General features: G+C 59.5%; 14 protein-coding genes and 1 pseudogene. 7 read left to right on the top strand and 8 right to left on the bottom strand.

Annotated features, from left to right (window positions below):
- Nucleotides 1–50: 50 nt before the first annotated feature.
- Together NSE01_RS20600 and NSE01_RS20595 are read right to left on the bottom strand one after the other, a co-directional pair.
- Entirely contained in the window at nt 51–1,358 is a 1,308-nt protein-coding gene (locus NSE01_RS20600) for a type II toxin-antitoxin system HipA family toxin (protein WP_147161458.1), read from the bottom strand.
- Nucleotides 1,359–1,360: 2 nt separating this feature from the next.
- Nucleotides 1,361–1,576, bottom strand: a complete 216-nt coding sequence (locus tag NSE01_RS20595) for a helix-turn-helix domain-containing protein (protein ID WP_147161457.1) — start codon at nt 1,574–1,576, stop codon at nt 1,361–1,363.
- Between the two features lie 186 nt (nt 1,577–1,762).
- On the opposite strand from NSE01_RS20595, the gene NSE01_RS20590 reads away from it, so the two are divergent.
- Nucleotides 1,763–2,080 (top strand): MbcA/ParS/Xre antitoxin family protein, encoded by a 318-nt coding sequence (locus tag NSE01_RS20590; protein WP_147161456.1) that lies wholly within the window; start codon nt 1,763–1,765, stop codon nt 2,078–2,080.
- 36 nt (nt 2,081–2,116) lie between these two features.
- On the opposite strand, the gene NSE01_RS20585 is transcribed toward NSE01_RS20590, so the two are convergent.
- Nucleotides 2,117–3,361: a tyrosine-type recombinase/integrase gene (locus NSE01_RS20585; RefSeq protein WP_147161455.1), complete on the bottom strand. Its 1,245-nt coding sequence runs from the start codon at nt 3,359–3,361 to the stop codon at nt 2,117–2,119.
- A gap of 883 nt (nt 3,362–4,244) precedes the next feature.
- Between NSE01_RS20585 and NSE01_RS21835 the strand changes: the two genes are divergently transcribed.
- Nucleotides 4,245–4,688 (top strand): helix-turn-helix transcriptional regulator, encoded by a 444-nt coding sequence (locus NSE01_RS21835; protein ID WP_246135312.1) that lies wholly within the window; start codon nt 4,245–4,247, stop codon nt 4,686–4,688.
- Complete coding sequence (locus NSE01_RS20575) at nt 4,688–6,016, top strand: HipA domain-containing protein (protein ID WP_147161454.1); 1,329 nt, start codon at nt 4,688–4,690, stop codon at nt 6,014–6,016. Before NSE01_RS21835 ends, NSE01_RS20575 begins: the two co-directional genes overlap by 1 nt.
- Before the next feature lie 409 nt (nt 6,017–6,425).
- Here NSE01_RS20575 and NSE01_RS20570 read toward each other — a convergent pair whose 3' ends face one another.
- The 5 genes and pseudogenes from NSE01_RS20570 to NSE01_RS20550 form a co-directional block, all read right to left on the bottom strand.
- A complete protein-coding gene (locus tag NSE01_RS20570) occupies nt 6,426–7,784 on the bottom strand; it encodes a hypothetical protein (protein WP_147161453.1) in 1,359 nt (452 codons plus the stop codon).
- A 43-nt stretch (nt 7,785–7,827) separates the two neighbouring features.
- Nucleotides 7,828–8,085 (bottom strand): hypothetical protein, encoded by a 258-nt coding sequence (locus NSE01_RS20565; RefSeq protein ID WP_147161452.1) that lies wholly within the window; start codon nt 8,083–8,085, stop codon nt 7,828–7,830.
- A gap of 612 nt (nt 8,086–8,697) precedes the next feature.
- Nucleotides 8,698–9,897: a ComEC/Rec2 family competence protein gene (locus tag NSE01_RS20560; protein ID WP_147161451.1), complete on the bottom strand. Its 1,200-nt coding sequence runs from the start codon at nt 9,895–9,897 to the stop codon at nt 8,698–8,700.
- A gap of 82 nt (nt 9,898–9,979) precedes the next feature.
- Nucleotides 9,980–10,740 (bottom strand): annotated as a pseudogene (locus tag NSE01_RS20555) (IS5 family transposase).
- Between the two features lie 90 nt (nt 10,741–10,830).
- On the bottom strand, nt 10,831–12,927 hold the full coding sequence (locus tag NSE01_RS20550) for a patatin-like phospholipase family protein (RefSeq protein ID WP_147161450.1): 2,097 nt from the start codon (nt 12,925–12,927) through the stop codon (nt 10,831–10,833).
- 490 nt (nt 12,928–13,417) lie between these two features.
- Here NSE01_RS20550 and tnpA point away from each other — a divergent pair, with 490 nt between their 5' ends.
- The 4 genes from tnpA to NSE01_RS20530 all read left to right on the top strand — a co-directional run bounded on the left by tnpA (nt 13,418) and on the right by NSE01_RS20530 (nt 16,408).
- On the top strand, nt 13,418–13,786 hold the full coding sequence (gene tnpA / locus NSE01_RS20545) for an IS66-like element accessory protein TnpA (RefSeq protein WP_147161449.1): 369 nt from the start codon (nt 13,418–13,420) through the stop codon (nt 13,784–13,786).
- The gene (tnpB, locus tag NSE01_RS20540) at nt 13,783–14,124 is read left to right on the top strand and encodes an IS66 family insertion sequence element accessory protein TnpB (RefSeq protein WP_147161448.1); all 342 of its coding nucleotides are present in this window, start codon (nt 13,783–13,785) and stop codon (nt 14,122–14,124) included. Before tnpA ends, tnpB begins: the two co-directional genes overlap by 4 nt.
- 72 nt (nt 14,125–14,196) lie before the next feature.
- A complete protein-coding gene (gene tnpC / locus NSE01_RS20535) occupies nt 14,197–15,828 on the top strand; it encodes an IS66 family transposase (RefSeq protein WP_147161459.1) in 1,632 nt (543 codons plus the stop codon).
- A gap of 139 nt (nt 15,829–15,967) precedes the next feature.
- Complete coding sequence (locus NSE01_RS20530; RefSeq protein ID WP_170233922.1) at nt 15,968–16,408, top strand: VOC family protein; 441 nt, start codon at nt 15,968–15,970, stop codon at nt 16,406–16,408.
- Nucleotides 16,409–16,650 lie beyond the last annotated feature (242 nt).

Here is a 16,650-nt window from a genome sequence, read left to right as displayed (position 1 = left end):
GGTCACGTCATCGAGTATGCCGCGCGCTGACCAGGGTCGTTCTTTGTTTCTTACTCATAGGCAGTCGCCGAAAGATTGACTTCCGGTTCCGGCGTGTCTTCGACCTCGGGCACTCCCTCTTGTCCGGCGTGCGCTTGGACCTCGACTGCCCGGCTCGCAATCTCCTTTGCGAAGATCTCCAACATCGTCGAGCCCGCAGCCATAGCCGCCACCTCTTCGACAGCGGCGGGCAATTCGCGCAGCAACCGCGCAGTCACTTGTTCCACCCGCTGCACCGTCCCTCGCGCTGCCAGTCCTGAGGCTTGGGCCATGCGCCGCCAGTGGCGACCGTAGATGTGGCGACCGCGGCGTTGGCCGCCGATGGCCTGGGCGTGGTTTTGGGTGATGTTGGTCCAGGCGAGGCCCGACATGAGGTCGTATAGCGGGGCAAGCTGCGGGGCACCGGGGCCGAGCAGGATCGAGTAGTTCTTCGCGTGGGAGTCCACGTTGCCGATGGCGATATTGAAGATCACGGCGTCCAGCAGCCGCGTGATGTCGCGCGCCGTCATATGCTGGCGGACGAGGGCGAACATGTCGGCGATTGAGGGGCCGCGCGTTCCGGTGCCGTTGAATTCATACTTTGCGGCAGGCGGGCGGCCGAGTGCCTGACAGAAATCCTCCTGATGCAGGCGGCGGACATTGTTGCCAGTGCTTATCCGGTCGTATCGTTCAACCAGCAGATAGCTGCGCTTCCCCGCAACGCCGGTTGTAACCGGCGCGACATTGAGACCGACCCTGTGGGCGAGAACCATGCATAGCGCCTCGTTCTGGACGCTGCCGGGCAGGCGTGGATTGTCGGGCTTGAGGATATGGGTGGATGGCGCGCCGTTGATCGGCACTGCAATCTGGCCGTCGATGACAGCCACCGGCAGCTTTTCCTGCGCGCCGGCAAGGCTCATCGAAACGCCGTCCTCGCCGACCAGGAATGGCCGTGCAGGCAATTCCTCGATGATCTGTTCCAGTGCGTCGGCATCCGGGATCGGGCGATAGCCGGGCTCGCCGCGCGGCTGTTGCGGAGCGATGCTGAGCGCGCCCGCCAGATCGTTGCCGGTCTGCGCGATCAGGCCGAGCGCGTCCTCCGGCGCAGCGCCGAGCGCGCGAGTCATGGCGCGCAGCGGTTCGCCTTCCGGCAGGAGGTTCATCAGCCAGGGAAGGACCTGTTCCCCATCATACGGCTCCGGCCGGTTCGGCATTGCCAGCGAGACCGGGAAGCTGTCTGGGGAAGTCAGCCATGCTTCGTCATACGCGAGGCGGGTCGCCCGTGCATCGGCACTGATCTTGGCGACCAGGCGGTTCTCGTAGTGGAAGGGAAGTTCCAACGTCAGGCCTGCGGACTGCCGGTGGCGGTGAGCCGCAAGCCGACAGCCTTGGCAGCAGCGAGTGCCTTGCCGAGTTGGGCGGTGGGCTTTCCTGCTTCCAGATCGACAATGAAGCGCTCGCCGCTGTTGATTGCGAGCGCCAGCTCCCGCTGGGTAAGGCCAAGGGTCTTGCGGGCCGAGGCGACGGCTGCGCCGAATTGGGTTGCGTTGTCGATCATGTCAGTCTTACCGAGCGGGAAGATTGCACATGACAAAGCGCGTTTCAAGAGCACTTCTTACCGGTCGGGAAGAAAGCAATCCGATATACGGCCTTCTCTGTATTTTCTTACCGATCGGTAAGATGACTGATGGCCTGAGCGGACGTTCCGTGCTATTGGGGATCCTCGAAGTCAGCGGATATGTCCATGTCGATCGCCAGCGCTCAATATGACGAAGATGAAAAGCTGGCGATGGTGCGGGCGGCCGCTGCATTGGTCGCGCGCTGGGGCGTTCAACCTGAAACAGCCGAGCGGCTTCTCAACGGCGAAGGGCGGGCTGCAGCGGTGCTCGGCATTCGTCGCGCATTGCGATGCATATTCGCTGATGGCGATAGAGCCGCGCGGTGGATAGGTGCACCTAACGAGGCCTTTGATGGAGCCAGCGCGCTGGATCTCATGCTGGCAGATGGCCTCGCAGGTATGCAGCGCGTCGAGGCCTACCTTGATGCGGAAATCGCCAGCTGAACAGATTGGTGACAGATTCTGAGCGGTGCAGCAGGATCAACCCGGCAACGCGCTTGCAGAGCCCGATGGCTTGCGGAAGCTGCCTTGCAGCACCTTTGCACCGGACCTTAGCTGATCGAGATAGTCAGCCCGGTTCTGCATCATCCTGATCCGCTCATCCCAGTGCTCGCCGCGCGCATAGGCCCGGCGGACGTCGTCGGTCTCGGCATGGCCGAGCTGGCGCTCGATCGCGTCGGGGTTCCAATGGCCTTGCTCGTTCAGCAGCGTGCTGGCCATGGCGCGGAAGCCGTGGGCGGTCATCGTGGTGCCATCGAACCCCATCCGCCGCAGCGCGAGGTTGATCGTGTTTTCACACATCGGCCGGTCGCGCTTGCCTTGGGCGGGGAACAGATAGCGGCGGTTGCCGGTGATCTCGCGCAGCTCTTCCAGGATGGCGAGCACTTGTCGGCTGAGCGGCACACGGTGCGCGACGCGCATCTTTGTCTTGTCGGCGGCGATGGTCCAAGTGTTGCGGGTAAAGTCGAACTCGCTCCATTCTGCCTGCCGCAGTTCGCCCGGACGCACGAAAACATAGGGGGCAAGCCTCAGCGCCGCATGGGTAACCGGATAGCCTGAATAGGCATCGATAGCCCGCAGCAGAGCGCCCGTTTCCTTTGGCGTGGTGATGGCGGCGCGGTGCGTCACCTTGGGCACGATCAGCGCGCCGCGCAGGTCTGCCGACACGTCGCGGTCGGCGCGGCCCGTGGCAATGGCATAGCGGAAGACCTGTCCGCAGGTGCTGCGCAGCCGCCGTGCGGTTTCGTAATGCCCGCGCTTCTCAACCGCGCGTAGCACGGCTAGCAATTCGGGAGCCTTGATCTCGCCCACCTTGCGATCTCCGATCATGGGGTAGGCGAATTCGAGCAGCCATGTCAGCTTGCCCACAGTCACATCGGCACGGCCCTCGCGTCGGGCCTTGTCGAGCCATTCTTCCGCCACGGCCTTGAAGCTGTTCACATTGGCGAGCGGCCCGGTGATCTTGTCGATCTTGCGCTTGGCCGCTGGGTTGATCCCCTCGGCGATCTGCTTCTTGATCTCAAGCCGCTTGGCTCGCGCCTCGGCAAGGGTGATGGTCGGGTAGACCCCGAGTGCCGCAGTGGCCCGCTTTTCACCGAAACGATAGTCCATCCGCCAGTATCGTTGACCCGCGGCCGTCACCAGCAGGTACAGCCCGCCCCCATCAGAGAGCTTGTAAGGCTTGTCGCGCGGCGCGGCTTTTCGGACGGCCAGATCGGTCAGCATGGTGCCACCTCTGTCGGTTTTGATACCGTCAGATATACCGTCATGTACCGCCAATTTCAACGAATTCGGCTGGATGCCGATGGACGCCAAACTTGTCGCAAGTGTCTGTTTTCTTGGATTTTTCCGGACACTTGCGGAAGTGTCCGGAAAGAAAAATGGTGCCAGAAGAGGACTCGATCTCGGCGATTTTATACTCGTTTTCTCAATGCTTTATGTTGTTCGGATTTTGCCAAAGGCCCGCAAAAGGCCCGAAATCGCCAAATAAGGTGTTGGTTCGATGCCTTTTCCGGGACTCCTGCTTTTTTGGAGCCCCGGAATTCCGTGATTCACTGGTGGCGAACAAACGCAGAAAGCGGGCTTCTGATTCGCCGCCCTTTCTGTCGCTACCTGATCAATTCAGACCGTCCTGCTGGGTATCAAAGCTTGCTCGTTCGCTCATTTTGGTCAGCAGTAGGTCGGCTCAGTGCGCCAAGCAGTTTGTTTGCCCTTGACCTGAACTGCAGCCCGTAAAGAAGCTCGTAACAAGCCTGTGCCATTGGTGCTGTCGGTGGATATTTGAGCTCCCGCTACCTTGCTGGGTAGACCCCGGCCGTCTGCAACCCCAAGGCTTTCGGACCAATGTCTAGAAGCGGCGGGGCTGAGAACCGCGAATTCAATCCTCATTGCATCTTGAAGGTATAGCAGCATCATCTTGCTGCATCCCTGCTTTTCCGCTCGGTTGCTCATCTTCGGGGACTTAGGCAAGGTGTCCGGAATGATCGACTGATCCTGAACGGGAGCAACTTTTGCCGAGATTGACGCAGTGTAGAAAAATGAACCTGTACGGGTTCAAATATTGACTTGCGTCGCGAGATCGCTACATATGCTCCCGAAAGGGTGCAAATTGGGTAACGAACCTAAACCATCGGCCGCAGCCAACCTATTGCTCGCTTCGCGCACGAAGTCAGGCTCGTCTCAGGATAGCCTGCTAACCGCACTCGGAAAACACCCGCTGACCATCCATCGCGAAGCGATCAGAGCCGAGTATCCCGGGCTTACGAAAGACATCAGGATCAAAGAACCAGGAAGCAGGTCGAACACCATGATTGCAGAGGCGGTCGGTCGAACCCGAAATCCACTGGCTTCGATCACAGAACTCGGGGTGATGGTCCGGACGGCCCGCAAAGCTATGAAAATGAACCAGGCAGAGTTCGCTGCGCATGCAGGAGTCGGCCGTCGGTTCGTTTCGGAGCTTGAAGGCGGAAAGCCCAGTCTTGAATTTGACAAGGTCCTCGGCTGCGCAACTGCGGCCGGGATTGATGTGTTTGCTAAGAAACGCGGAAGCTGATGCGCAGACTCAACGTCTGGTTAGAGGCATCGGCCGAACCAATTGGCGAGCTCATCTCGACAGACGATGGAGCGATGCGCTTCACCTATGCGCCAAACTGGCTGGTCGATCAGAATAGCCATCCCTTGTCGCTTTCACTTCCGCTCCAGGAGGAAGCGTTTGGAGACGCGGTTACGCGCGCATATTTCAACAATCTTCTCCAGGAGAATGACCAACTAGAGCGGGTTATGCTCCGGGAAGGCATTGAACGCGGCGACTTAGTCAGTCTGCTCTCCCATGTCGGTGCTGATTGTTCGGGAGCTGTGAGCGCGTTACCCGAGGACCACCCCCCGATAAAACGGCCAGGTTCGATCGAGCATGACTACGACGCATTGAGCAATGAAGACTTTACCGATATCGTCCTGCGCCTTGCCCAAGGACGACCGCTACCCGACGGCATGCGCGATCCGTCACCCGTCGCCGGCTTTCGCCGCAAAATCTCGCTTACCGCTCTGCCCGACAATCGCTTTGCACTGCCAAAGGTCGGGTCAGGAGCGCCGACGACCCACATTCTCAAGATTCCCGATCCCCAGCACCGCCACGAAGCCCGGCACGAAGAATTCGTGACCGACCTGGCGGACCAGGTGGGGTTCAATGTCGGGGGATGTGCAGCCGGCGACGTCGAAGGCCAGGAGGTCCTACTGATAACCCGCTTCGATCGGATCGTAACCGAGGATGGAATCCATCGCGTTCACCAGGAAGACTTTGCCCAAGCGCTCGGACTACCGGCAGAACTCAAATACGAACGGCGCGGCCGAGAAGGACGTCGCTTCGACGCGGAGGCCATTGGCCGCGTTCTCGCAGCCACAGATCAGCCAGCGCTCGTACGTGAAAAGTTCCTCGAAATGAGCTTGTTCAACTTGCTCATCGGCAACAACGACAACCATGCCAAGAACCATGCCCTGCTGCACGTGCCGGGACAGGCACCGATGCTGGCACGCTTCTACGACCTCGTCCCTGTCCAGATGGTGGCTGGCTTCAGGGAGGATCTCGCATTCAATATCGGAAACGCGAGCTTGCCGCAGCAAATTACTGCCGCAGACCTCGAATACTTCTGCATCGCGATCGGCATCCCTGAGCGAGGTGCAAAGCGAATACTCAACGATTCTGCACGCTCCGTAATTGAGGCTATTGAGCAAAGATCGGCTGACTTTCCCCGAGAAATGCGCGCGCTGGACAACCTCTTTGCTGAGATTGCTGGCCGGATCAACAGCGAGCTTGACCTTGGCTTGCAGCTGCGCGAACGCGATGCTCATATCGTACGCGGAGGTGGCTGGAACCTGAGTTGACGGATCGCCACAAGCCAGTCGTCGTCCAGCCTAATCTCCCGAAGTTGCACATGGGACTGACTCTACAATCGTGCAAAGCGACCGAGGACAGTTGCTCCCGCGACACTAGCGCAGGAACGCAGCCGTGCTATCGCAGCCAGGATAAATTCCAAACGCGCAATCACAGCTTCAATCAGATCGCTACGCTCAGCATTTGCGGGATTGATTCGGTAGAGCAAGTGGCCGTTGCGGGCCGCGTGACGGGCCTTTTGACTCCTGTCTCAAATAACGAATGTGGCAAGAAGATTTCCCGCAGAATGCGGCCAAAGGCAGCGGATGCAAACAACGGCAAATGTCGCCAAATTAGCAGCTCAATTTGTCCTGTAGGGCCACCTCTCCGCCTCGAAAGGCACCTGACCGCCTGTTCGGGTCAGTAGAGAATGCCGAAAGTTATCGAGACCTTGTTCTCGTCAACCAAGCTCTTCGGCTCAGTGCCGTCAGAATAAGCGAAGCCGAGATCGAAGGCGAGGTCTTTGGCCCACCAGCGGTACTTGAGCGTGGCGTCGAATCGATCGATATCGGGCGCTTGCCCTGCCACCATGCGCTGATAGCGATAGGCTAGGCTGCCAACCATTCCGTCCCGCGGTTTGCCGTCCGACAGCAGTCGAGGCCGGAATTCCCAAGTGACATCACCGCCGATGGCAACGAGCTCATCGGCTTTGGTCAGCTTCGCAGTCCCCGCGCGTAGGACTTCGCTGACTTCGATGCGAGCCGCCGCCGAGCAGCGTGCTTCTATTGGAAGACCGAAGACGTTGTCGCTATAAGCGCCGAAGCCGCAGAGCGCGGCTCTAGGTGAGCCGATTGTGCCGATTCCCGTCGGTTCAGCGCGCAACCCTCCGACCAAACGCCGCGCCCCAGTCGCAAAGTCAAGGATAGCTCCACCCCGGCCCGACAGGCGAACGATCACTGCGTCGCCGCCAAGTGGCACCGAACCCGAGAGGCCAAGCTCCAAGGCATCGACGTCCTTGGCGCGTCCGTCGTTGGCAGCTTGAGTCGCGATTGGGCTCGTCGTCTTGCGGACGCGGTTCAGCGCATAATCGCCGTAGCCATAGAGGTAGCTAGCTTCGCCGTCGCCAGCGAGGCGCAGGCCGTATACGCCCCGGACTGCGAGGGTTTTTGTAACCGTCGTTGCGCCGTCGAGGTCGGTCGATCGCTGCCGGCTGTAGGAGCCCTGGAAAGATCCACTGGCGTCTTTCGCGGCGACGCCGAAATCTTCCACCTTCTGTCGGATAACGATCGGGTTTACACCCAGCTTAGCGCCCTTCGAGCGCTCCTGCGGCGCAGGCAAGGCTCCTGTGATCTGCGTCAGCGGCGTCTTGCCGGGGCAAATGAGCTTGATGCCCTCGGCGAAAACCGAGCCCTCGGGCGCGGCGCCAATCACCACCAGTTTTCCGGTGAGCGCGCCGCCTTTCTGAGTCAGATGATCTGAAAGGACGGCTAGCAGGTCGTAGATGCGCCCGGCCTGTTTCCCTCCGATGAGATCAGGATTGCGGACGAAAGTAAGCGCACCATTCGAGATATCGTCGGCCGATGGCCGATAGTCGGCTGGTCGACCCGGCGCGCTGGTGACCAACTGTGTGAGTTTCGAGGGGAGCATGCCCGCCGCGACCAGCACTGCCTCGGCAAGATCTCGCTGCCGTATTTCGGTCTGCGACTCGATGCCCGCGCAGACAGTCTCAATCGCGCCGGTTGCGCTCGCAAGATCGTCCGCGTGTGCGGGAGTTGCCATCGCTGTCGCCATGCCCGCAGCCACTAGGGCCAATCCTTTGCGGCTACGCATCTCGCAGCGCCTTGACGAAATCGAGGAAAGGCTTCGTACGATAGGTCCGGCGCTTCTGCTTTGGAATAGCGATGGCTGGCTTCACACCGCGCAAGTTGAAGTTGTCGATCATGTCGGACGACAAAACGATCCAGCTATCAGCCGTTGCACCGATTTGGTCGGGCGTGATATTCGTCCAGACTGTTTGATTGGGCCGGATTTTGCGGATCTCATCGCGAACCGCGCCTTTCGCTGCCTCCCAGATTTCCATTCCAGTCGCCATAGTCCCCCCGAACGAATTAAGCACCTAATCCACATCGCCATTGTTGCCTGTCTTAGCACATGGATGTCAGTCCTGTAATCTTTGATCTTGTTGCCATGTTACCTCAGTGCTTGATCAAGCAACAGTCTCGGGTGAGCACCGGCAAGCGTAATTCTATTCTCGGCCACTGAACCACCATTCGTTTAATACTGGCCAGTCAAGCGGAAGGGTCACTTGGCCAAACCGATCGCGCGGAATATGCACATTGCTGCGCCAGTCGAAATCTCTCGTCCATGCAAGTGTTGGGATCATCGATCGCGACCGCTGTCCCGTCAGCCAGTGCTTCCTGCCGCGCTTTGGCAATCGCAGTAGACGCATTGAGGCTGTTGCCGGTGCCACGATAGGATGCCTGAATCGTACAAGCTTTCACACTATTACCGCCAACATGTCCGCACTGCCGTAACGAGTGGCAACGCAGCGCCCGAGGGAAACTACCAAAGTAGTACTAGTCACGTGGGAGTTGTGGGTTAATTGCCTTCACACGGAGAAGTATAACACCGTCGAACCGCGCTCCAATTCGTCCAGTTGGATCCCTTAAAAGTGATTGTACCAGCAGGCAATTCAGGGGCGGCGAGGATTCGTGTCAGCACGATAGGTTCGGCTGGTTGAAACCGTATACTCCTCACCATCCGATGATATCACCACGTCGCCCTGATAGATCGCCTGGATATTCTTGATCGCGGTATTGCTCAGCGAGACGTCAGTCGTCCCCCATTTTGTCTGGATGATGCGATAAACCCGGGCAGCTTCAAGGCGGGCAAGCGCATTGACGTTAGGGTGCTTATAGCTGGCGACATTGCCATGCGAAATGACAGCGATGGTGGGTCTGATCAGCTCCAGAAAGGTCTCATCTGATGCATTGTTGGCACCATGATGATTCACATGAAGGACGTCGACGATCCGACTGTCGTTTGCAATTCTCTGTCCTACAGCACGTTCAACCTGCGCGTCTTCAGCGCCATGCTTCCTGCCGATGAGGTCGCCTGAAACCAAGAAGTCGAACTTGTTGAACGTAACCAGCATTGAGACGCTACGCTCATTCTCGGTATCGACATTCGGGACAATGGATTGCGCGCCGCGGACACGGCCAGAGCTAGCCAACGGGACCATCGATGCACCACCTCCGAGGTCAATCGTGAAGCTGTTGAGCTTGGATTGGGTGTCCAACGAAAAGCGGTTTCCCTTCGCCGAAGCAATTTCGACATAGCGCCGATACTGTGGCGTATCCTTGTTCTCTTCGTCACCTCGGTCAACAAACGTTCCGACCGTGATGTCATCACCTGTTCCGAATTCTTCGGGATCTGGTCTCTGGTCCGGAACACCCACCCATTCCGCCTTACCGTCGTTGTCGTCATCTCCCACGCTGCCGGGGACACCGTCCCGTCCGTAGAGGAAACTTACGCCGTGTCGAGAACGGTCAGTAATTACTCCGCCAATATGGTCGGCATCGTAATGCGAGATCACCACGTAGTCGATGTGCCGAATTCTCCGCTTCGACAGGACCGCCGCGATGATTCGACTCCCATCATAATCGGCATCGTCACCGGCATCGAAGAGGACTGTTATGCGCTTACCATGCGGATCGGCTGGACCCTGAACAAGTGTAGCATCGCCCTGGCCAATTCGGATGTTGACGATTTCAAGTTCCGAAGGAGATGCAAGCGCTGGGGGGCTGGCAGTGACAAGAAGGAAAGTGACTATTCGAAGCAGACATCTATTACTCATAGCAAATCCTCCGCCAATCTCGCCTTCAGTCTGCAACAATAGGGTGTCTTGTTCAACGAAGAGTTTTCGACTGAATGCACTGCCGACGAGGTCTAGCACTAGGGTCAGGACACACTGATTACAGCCAGAAGATCACGGTTGCGGCGAAAGCGAGGGCGGAGAAGAAGACGTTCGGACAGCGGTCGTGTCGGGTGGCGACGCGGCACCAGTCCCTGAGGCAACCGAACATGATCTCGATGCGGTTGTGGCGTTTGCATCAGCGCTTGTCGTATTTGACTGGCATGGAATGGGATTTTCGACCCGAAATGCAGGGCTTGATGCCATTCTTCTCAAGCGCGTCCCTGAACCACTCGGCATCATAGCCCCGGTCTGCCAGCATCCACTGCGCCTTCGGCAAGTCCTCAAGCAGGGTCGCCGCACCAATGTAATCGCGGACATGGCCGGCCGTGATGAAAAAGCTCAAGGGGCGGCCGTTTGCATCGGTGATGGCGTGAAACTTGATGTTCACACCGCCCTTGGTCAGTCCGATCAGGCGGCCGAGATTCCCTTTTTTACTCCAACGCTGGAAGCCGTGCGGTGAGCCTTAAGATAAGTCGCGTCGATCATGAGGATCTGAGGGCCTGCGCTTTGCGTGGACCAGCCTTCCATCATTCTGCTTAACACGCCCATCGCGCCCCACCGCTTCCAGCGGCTGTACAATTTCTTGTGCGGTCCATATTCCCTTGGCGCATCCCGCCAACGGAGACCGTTCCGGTTGACGAAGATGATCCCGCTCAACACCTGGCGATCATCCATTCGAGGTTAGCGGGGGCTCTTGGGAAAATATGGGCGGAGCCGCGCTATCTGCTCCTCGGTCAGCCAATACAGGCGCGATCTGATTCAGTCTCCTTGCGGAGGCTGAATCAGATCGCGCCTGTGAGATCAATGGGTCCTGAGCCTACCCAAAAACGCTTCCTCCAATCTGCAGCGCTAGGGGTCCGGCATAAGGTCGGCAAGTGTTGGGTCGGCATCCTCCCGGTATAGGTCCGGGTCGAGGTGGTAGATGAGGAGCTTAGTGTCGAGTTCGCGATCGAACTCCGCCTCGCGCTTCAGGCGGCGGTAGTCGAACATCGAAGCAGGTGCGGTCTTCCCAACTATTGCGTGAAAACCTTTAGCAGGCATGTACCAGCCAAGAGGGAGGTGCCATTCCACAGGTGATATGTCGTTTCTGAAAAAGCCGATGGAGCGGCCCGGCTCGAGGGCGCATTCGGCGCCGGCAAGGGCCGTTCCGCACGCATCGAGATCGGCGCGCGCGAGAGCAATCTCCCCGCGGGATTCACGCGTCGCCAGAAGTGCGCTGATCGGGTCGATCAGGAACGATTGCCCAGGTTTCGCGCGCACCGGGTCCGGCGATCCGTCAGGAAGGTCCGACCATTCCCGCGACGCCAGCGCCAAGTGAAGCACGTAGATCGGCAGCGTGCAGCTGTCCCACTGGACCTCGTTGTGGAAGTTCTTCACCATTTTGATTCGGGGGGTGCTGCATGGACCATCATATACTTCACCATCTGTTTCAGCACCCGTCGGGCTGAAATCACGCCAGTTTTGGCTGGCCTGAAGATCGAGAGCCAAGTCGCGCACGGTATCCGCACCGCTGTTGTCGAAGTAGCCGCCATCAGCGAGAATAGCGTCCTCGTGCTTCGATAGCCTAAGGCGACCGGTCGGGGTGATCCACGGAAAACGTGCGGAAACGCCCGCCGCATCGAGCACGCTGATTTGTGGCTCATTGGGACGATCGCGGAACATCTCGCCCCCTGGCCACCATTTCCCGGTTCCGACGAATTCGCTCGGTTGAAAGGGTGCAAGCACCATGCGGCGGCCATCGGCAACGTCGACTGCCACCGAGATCAGTGCAGGGCGGCCACCGCGGGGATCGAAACTATCGCTTACCGCTTGCCGCAGATAACTTTTGTTCCTCGCGACAGAAAAGAATGAATCCGTCAGAATCTGCGCGCGATCGCGACGCATCCACCGTCCGGGCAACATGGCGTCAATCGGCTCGACGAGAAGCAAGCGTGCGAGTACCGGCGAGAGGTGGTCTGCGGTTACTGGTTGCGGGTCGACTTTCATTGTTGCCGGCGCGCATGGAGTGTGCAGCGCCTGGGCCGGTTCGAGAGAGCTAGCAAACAATGCGTTGCCGATCGCTCCTCCCGACACGCCGACTGTTGCGAAGAGGTGTTGGGCGAAGGTTGGGCAGGCCTGGGCGAGCGCGGAAAGCGTGCCATATGCATGCGCGGCCGCGTAGATACCCCCTCCCTCAGACGAGACCAGGATGACCGGGTACGCCCGGTTGCGGGAGCGATAGGCATCCAGATCACGGCGCGACACGAGCCATGACTGGAACGCCATGCTGGCTTCCGGGGCCACGGATTTTGCGGTCGTCTGGGGAATGCGGTGATCGTTCGACCCAAAGAAAAGGGTCGCGATGATCGCGTAGACGGTCAGGACAACCCCGAACTTCCACCGGACGGTTGCGGCGGACGCCAGCAGGCCCACCACCCCCGCAAAGGTCGCGAAAATTGCGAAAGACCCGAGTGTTCTAGTCGCGACTATGGGGCTGAGGACGGAGAGAAGGCCAATAGCGAGGTAGATCAGCACACCAATAATGATGGGAGTCCACACGCGTTTCAGGAGCAGCGGAAGCCGCTCCCAAATCCTTCCGCTGCGCAACGCGTAAAAGCATAGCCACGTTACCGCGGCGGCAACCCCGATCGCAGCCAAAGTGCCCGGCGTAGCTCCAGCCCTCCAGAATGCAGTGCCGGCTGCGGCGGCCAGTGGCGCTGCGGCGAGCGCCGCCCAAGTCCACCCAACGTGTCCCGCGGCACGCAATGTCCAAAAGACGCAAACGGCGAAGATTGCCATTATGAGAAAGGCATAGACGAACGGCCAAAGGCGGGTGGTCGCATCCCCCAACAAGAAGGTGTATTGCGACGGCCCGAAAGCGCCCAATGAAAGGTAGAGTAAAGAAGGCAGCAGTAAGGCAGTTCCCAAGGCGCAAAAGCGAACCCATCCGGCAATTCGATCATGCATCGCTCACTCCCTCATGAAACTGGTACGGAGGCGATCTACTTACCACCTTCCGGTCATTCCGATCTGGTATCCAGATCAAAACCATCATTTGTAGATTCGTTTTGTGACACATTCAGCAGAATTCGTTCACATGCGTTTTCCAAACGACCCAGTTGGCCCTCCCAAAGTTGCCAATCCAGTGACGCAAGGTTTTAGGTCTCGTGATGCGCCATTGCGCTGCGTACGGGCGAACACGCTTGCGCGTGGCTTTGCGATGCCTATATTTGGATAAATCCTGGGAGCCGTAAACTGTCGAGAGACAGACGCTGACGGATAGTCTGCTACCGCATCTAGCAAACCGCAAAGTCGACAGTTTGCAACCGACCAAAAGTCATTATTTGGACCGGCACGATCGCGATTTATGCGGTATCCATCCGGCGGGTCCCGCCTTGTCTGGCAAGTGAACGAGCGGTCTTAAGCGTGCTCTTGTGAGTGCGCTTAGGAGCGGTGGATGGGGCAGGTCACGGTATTTGCAGGGCCGGAACGGCGTCGGCGGTGGAGTGACGAAGAGCGACTGCAGATCCTGGCGGAGGCGTTTTCGCCTGGTGCCTGCGTCGCCGACGTGTGCCGACGTCACGATATCTCGACCTCGCTGATCTACACGTGGCGGGGCAAGCTACGCGAGGTTCACGCAGAAGCAGCCTCGAGTGCCGTGATCGGGTCAGGTTTCGCCGAGGCCGTGTTGCTCGAAGAAGGTGGGGCCAGCCATTCGCCTGCGGCTCCGGCCATTGTTGTTGATCTGGGTCGCGGCAAGCAGGTGAGCATTTTCGACGCAGCATCACCGGCACAGGTGGCTGCCGCATTGAAGGCCCTGCGATGATCCCTGCAGGTGCGCGGGTCTGGATCGCGATGGGCCAGACCGATATGCGCAAGGGGATGCAGGGACTGGCGCTCCTGGTCCAGCAGGGGCTGAAGCGGGATCCGCATGGCGGTGACCTGTTCGTGTTCCGGGGCCGCGCCGGTTCGCTGGTCAAGATCATCTGGCACGACGGGATTGGCATGTCGCTTTACGCCAAGCGGCTCGAGAAGGGCCGGTTCGTATGGCCTTCGGCGAAGGACGGGATGGTCTCGCTGACGGGCTCTCAACTGGCCTGCCTGCTGGACGGGATCGACTGGCGCAACCCGCAGTATTCATGGCGTCCGCAGAGCGCCGGATAGGGCTTCTACTTTCTTCGTTTCACGCGCATTTTTCGCTTCATTTGTGCTGTTTTCTGTGATTCCATCATGGTCATGGAAGCGACCGTTTCGCCTTTCCCGGACGATGTCGAAGTGCTCAAGGCGCTGCTCGCGACAGCGACCCAGCGGGCGGATGACGCCGAGGCCAGATTGGCCAACGCGTGCGCTCGGGAGAGTGCAACCGAAGCGGTCATCGCGCATCTCAAGCTGCAGATCGCTAAGCTCAGGCGCGAGCAGTATGGCGCCAGCGCCGAACGCACCCGCCGCCTGCTCGATCAGATGGAGCTGCAGCTCGAAGACCTCGAGGCCGATGCCGCCGAGGACGACCTGGTGGCTGAAGTCACGGCCGCGAAGACGGCGACCGTCACCGCCTTCGAGCGCAAGCGGCCAGTCAGGAAGCCGTTTCCCGAGCACCTGCCACGGACACGCGTCGTCGTCCCGGCGCCGTGCTCATGCCCTGCCTGTGGCGGCAACCGGCTGTCCAAGCTCGGCGAGGATGTGACCGAGACGCTCGAGGTGATCCCGCGGACCTGGAAGGTCATCCAGACGGTGCGCGAGAGGTTCTCGTGCCGGGACTGCGAGAAGATCACGCAGCCACCGGCACCCTTCCACGTCGTGCCGCGTGGCTGGGCGGGCCCCAGTTTCCTCGCCATGCTGCTGTTCGAGAAGTACGGGCAGCACCAGCCCCTCAACCGTCAGGCCGAGCGCTTCGCCCGTGAAGGAGTGCCGCTGAGCACCTCGACGCTTGCCGACCAGGTCGGGGCAGCCGCATTCGCGCTGACACCGCTTTACCGGCTGATCGAGGCCCATGTCATGGCCGCCGAGCGATTGCACGGCGACGACACCACTGTGCCGGTCATGGCCAAGGGCAAGACCGATACCGCCCGATTGTGGGTCTACGTGCGCGATGACCGGCCTTTCGCCAGCACCGATCCGCCGGCGGCGCTGTTCCACTACTCGCGCGACCGGCGCGGCGAGCATCCCCGAACACACCTCGCGCTCTGGTCAGGCATCCTGCAGGCCGACGCCTATGGCGGCTATGGCGAGCTCTACGCCGCAAGTCGTCAGCCCGGCCCGGTGCTCGCAGCCGGCTGCTTTGCTCACGCAAGGCGCAAGTTTTTCGAGCTGGCCGACGTCGCCGCTGCGGCGCGCAAGAAAAGCCAGAGCGAGCGAGCCGGCATGATCTATCCGATCGCGCTTGAGGCGGTGCAGCGGCTCGATGCCCTGTTCGACATTGAGCGCGGCATTAACGGCAAGAGTGCTGCCGAACGGCTCGCGATACGCCAGGAACTGAGCGCGCCACTCATCGCCGAGCTGCATGAATGGCTTGCCAGCCAGTTCGCCAAGCTGTCGCGCAACCACGATCTCGCCAAAGCCATAAATTACATGCTGCGCCGCTGGGATGCGTTCACCCGCTTCCTCGACGATGGCAGGATCTGCCTAACCAACAATGCCGCTGAGCGGGCGCTGCGCTGCGTGCCGCTCGGCCGGAAGGCGTGGCTGTTCTGCGGGTCCGATCGGGGCGGCGAGCGGGCCGCGGTGCTCTACACATTGATCCAGACCGCTCGGCTCAACGATGTCGATCCCCAGGCGTGGCTGGCCGATGTACTGGCCAGGATCGCGGATTGTCCGATCAACAAACTCAATGATCTGTTGCCTTGGGTGTGGCAACCTCAGCGGCGCTGACAACTGACTATTCCGACATAGGCTTCAAAACCCGCCATTCTGGATTTGCCGACATTGCTGTGATTCACCTTGTCATGTGGTCCATGCAGACTAACGCTGCGGGAATCTTACGGAGAACAAATGTATGGGACTGAGGGGTGTGAACCGCGTCATGATCGCGGTGCATGATTTGGAGAAAGCAAAGCAGCAGTATACCGACTTGCTTGGCGCCACGTTTTTCGATGCGAACTGGACGGGGGAGCCATTTGGCATAAGCGTATCAATCGCTTGGGACGCGGGCATTGAATTGTGCTCGCCTCTTCCGGGCCGAGAGAAGGATAGCGCCGTATCGCAATTCCTTGCCCATCGAGGTGAGGGGGTGATGAGTATCTTCTTCGGCGTTGACGACGGCGATGCAGCAATGAAGCGGGCATCGGAACTGGGCTATGGTTGTGTCAACTCACTGGACTACACCCAGGAGGAGATTGACCAGCATCTTGAAGGCCTGTTCAGCAGATATCAGGAATTCAATCTGGATTCCTACGCGCGTTGCGGCTTTGCGGTTTCCCTTGCTCGGATCGATGACAAGCCCAAACCATAGGCGCGTTGGTCCGGCGCTTCGAAGCGCTCTCAGAATCGACTATTTCTGAAAATAATTGGCGGACATGGTGTCCGCTTCCCTGCTTCGACAGTATCTTCACACCAAAGAAGTTGAACTGCGCCTCAACAGCGGCCTTCACCGGATGGCTACTTTATGCGGGCTGGACTGCGGGCCTCGACCGCAGACGCAGCCAGATTTTCTATTTCGCTCCAAATAGTCGGGCAATTATTGACGTAGCTTTT

Origin of the sequence: Novosphingobium sediminis, from assembly GCF_007991615.1 — a bacterium.
GTDB lineage: Bacteria > Pseudomonadota > Alphaproteobacteria > Sphingomonadales > Sphingomonadaceae > Novosphingobium > Novosphingobium sediminis.
Note: the sequence above shows the minus strand (reverse complement) of the source record. Positions and strands in the feature narration are given on the sequence as shown.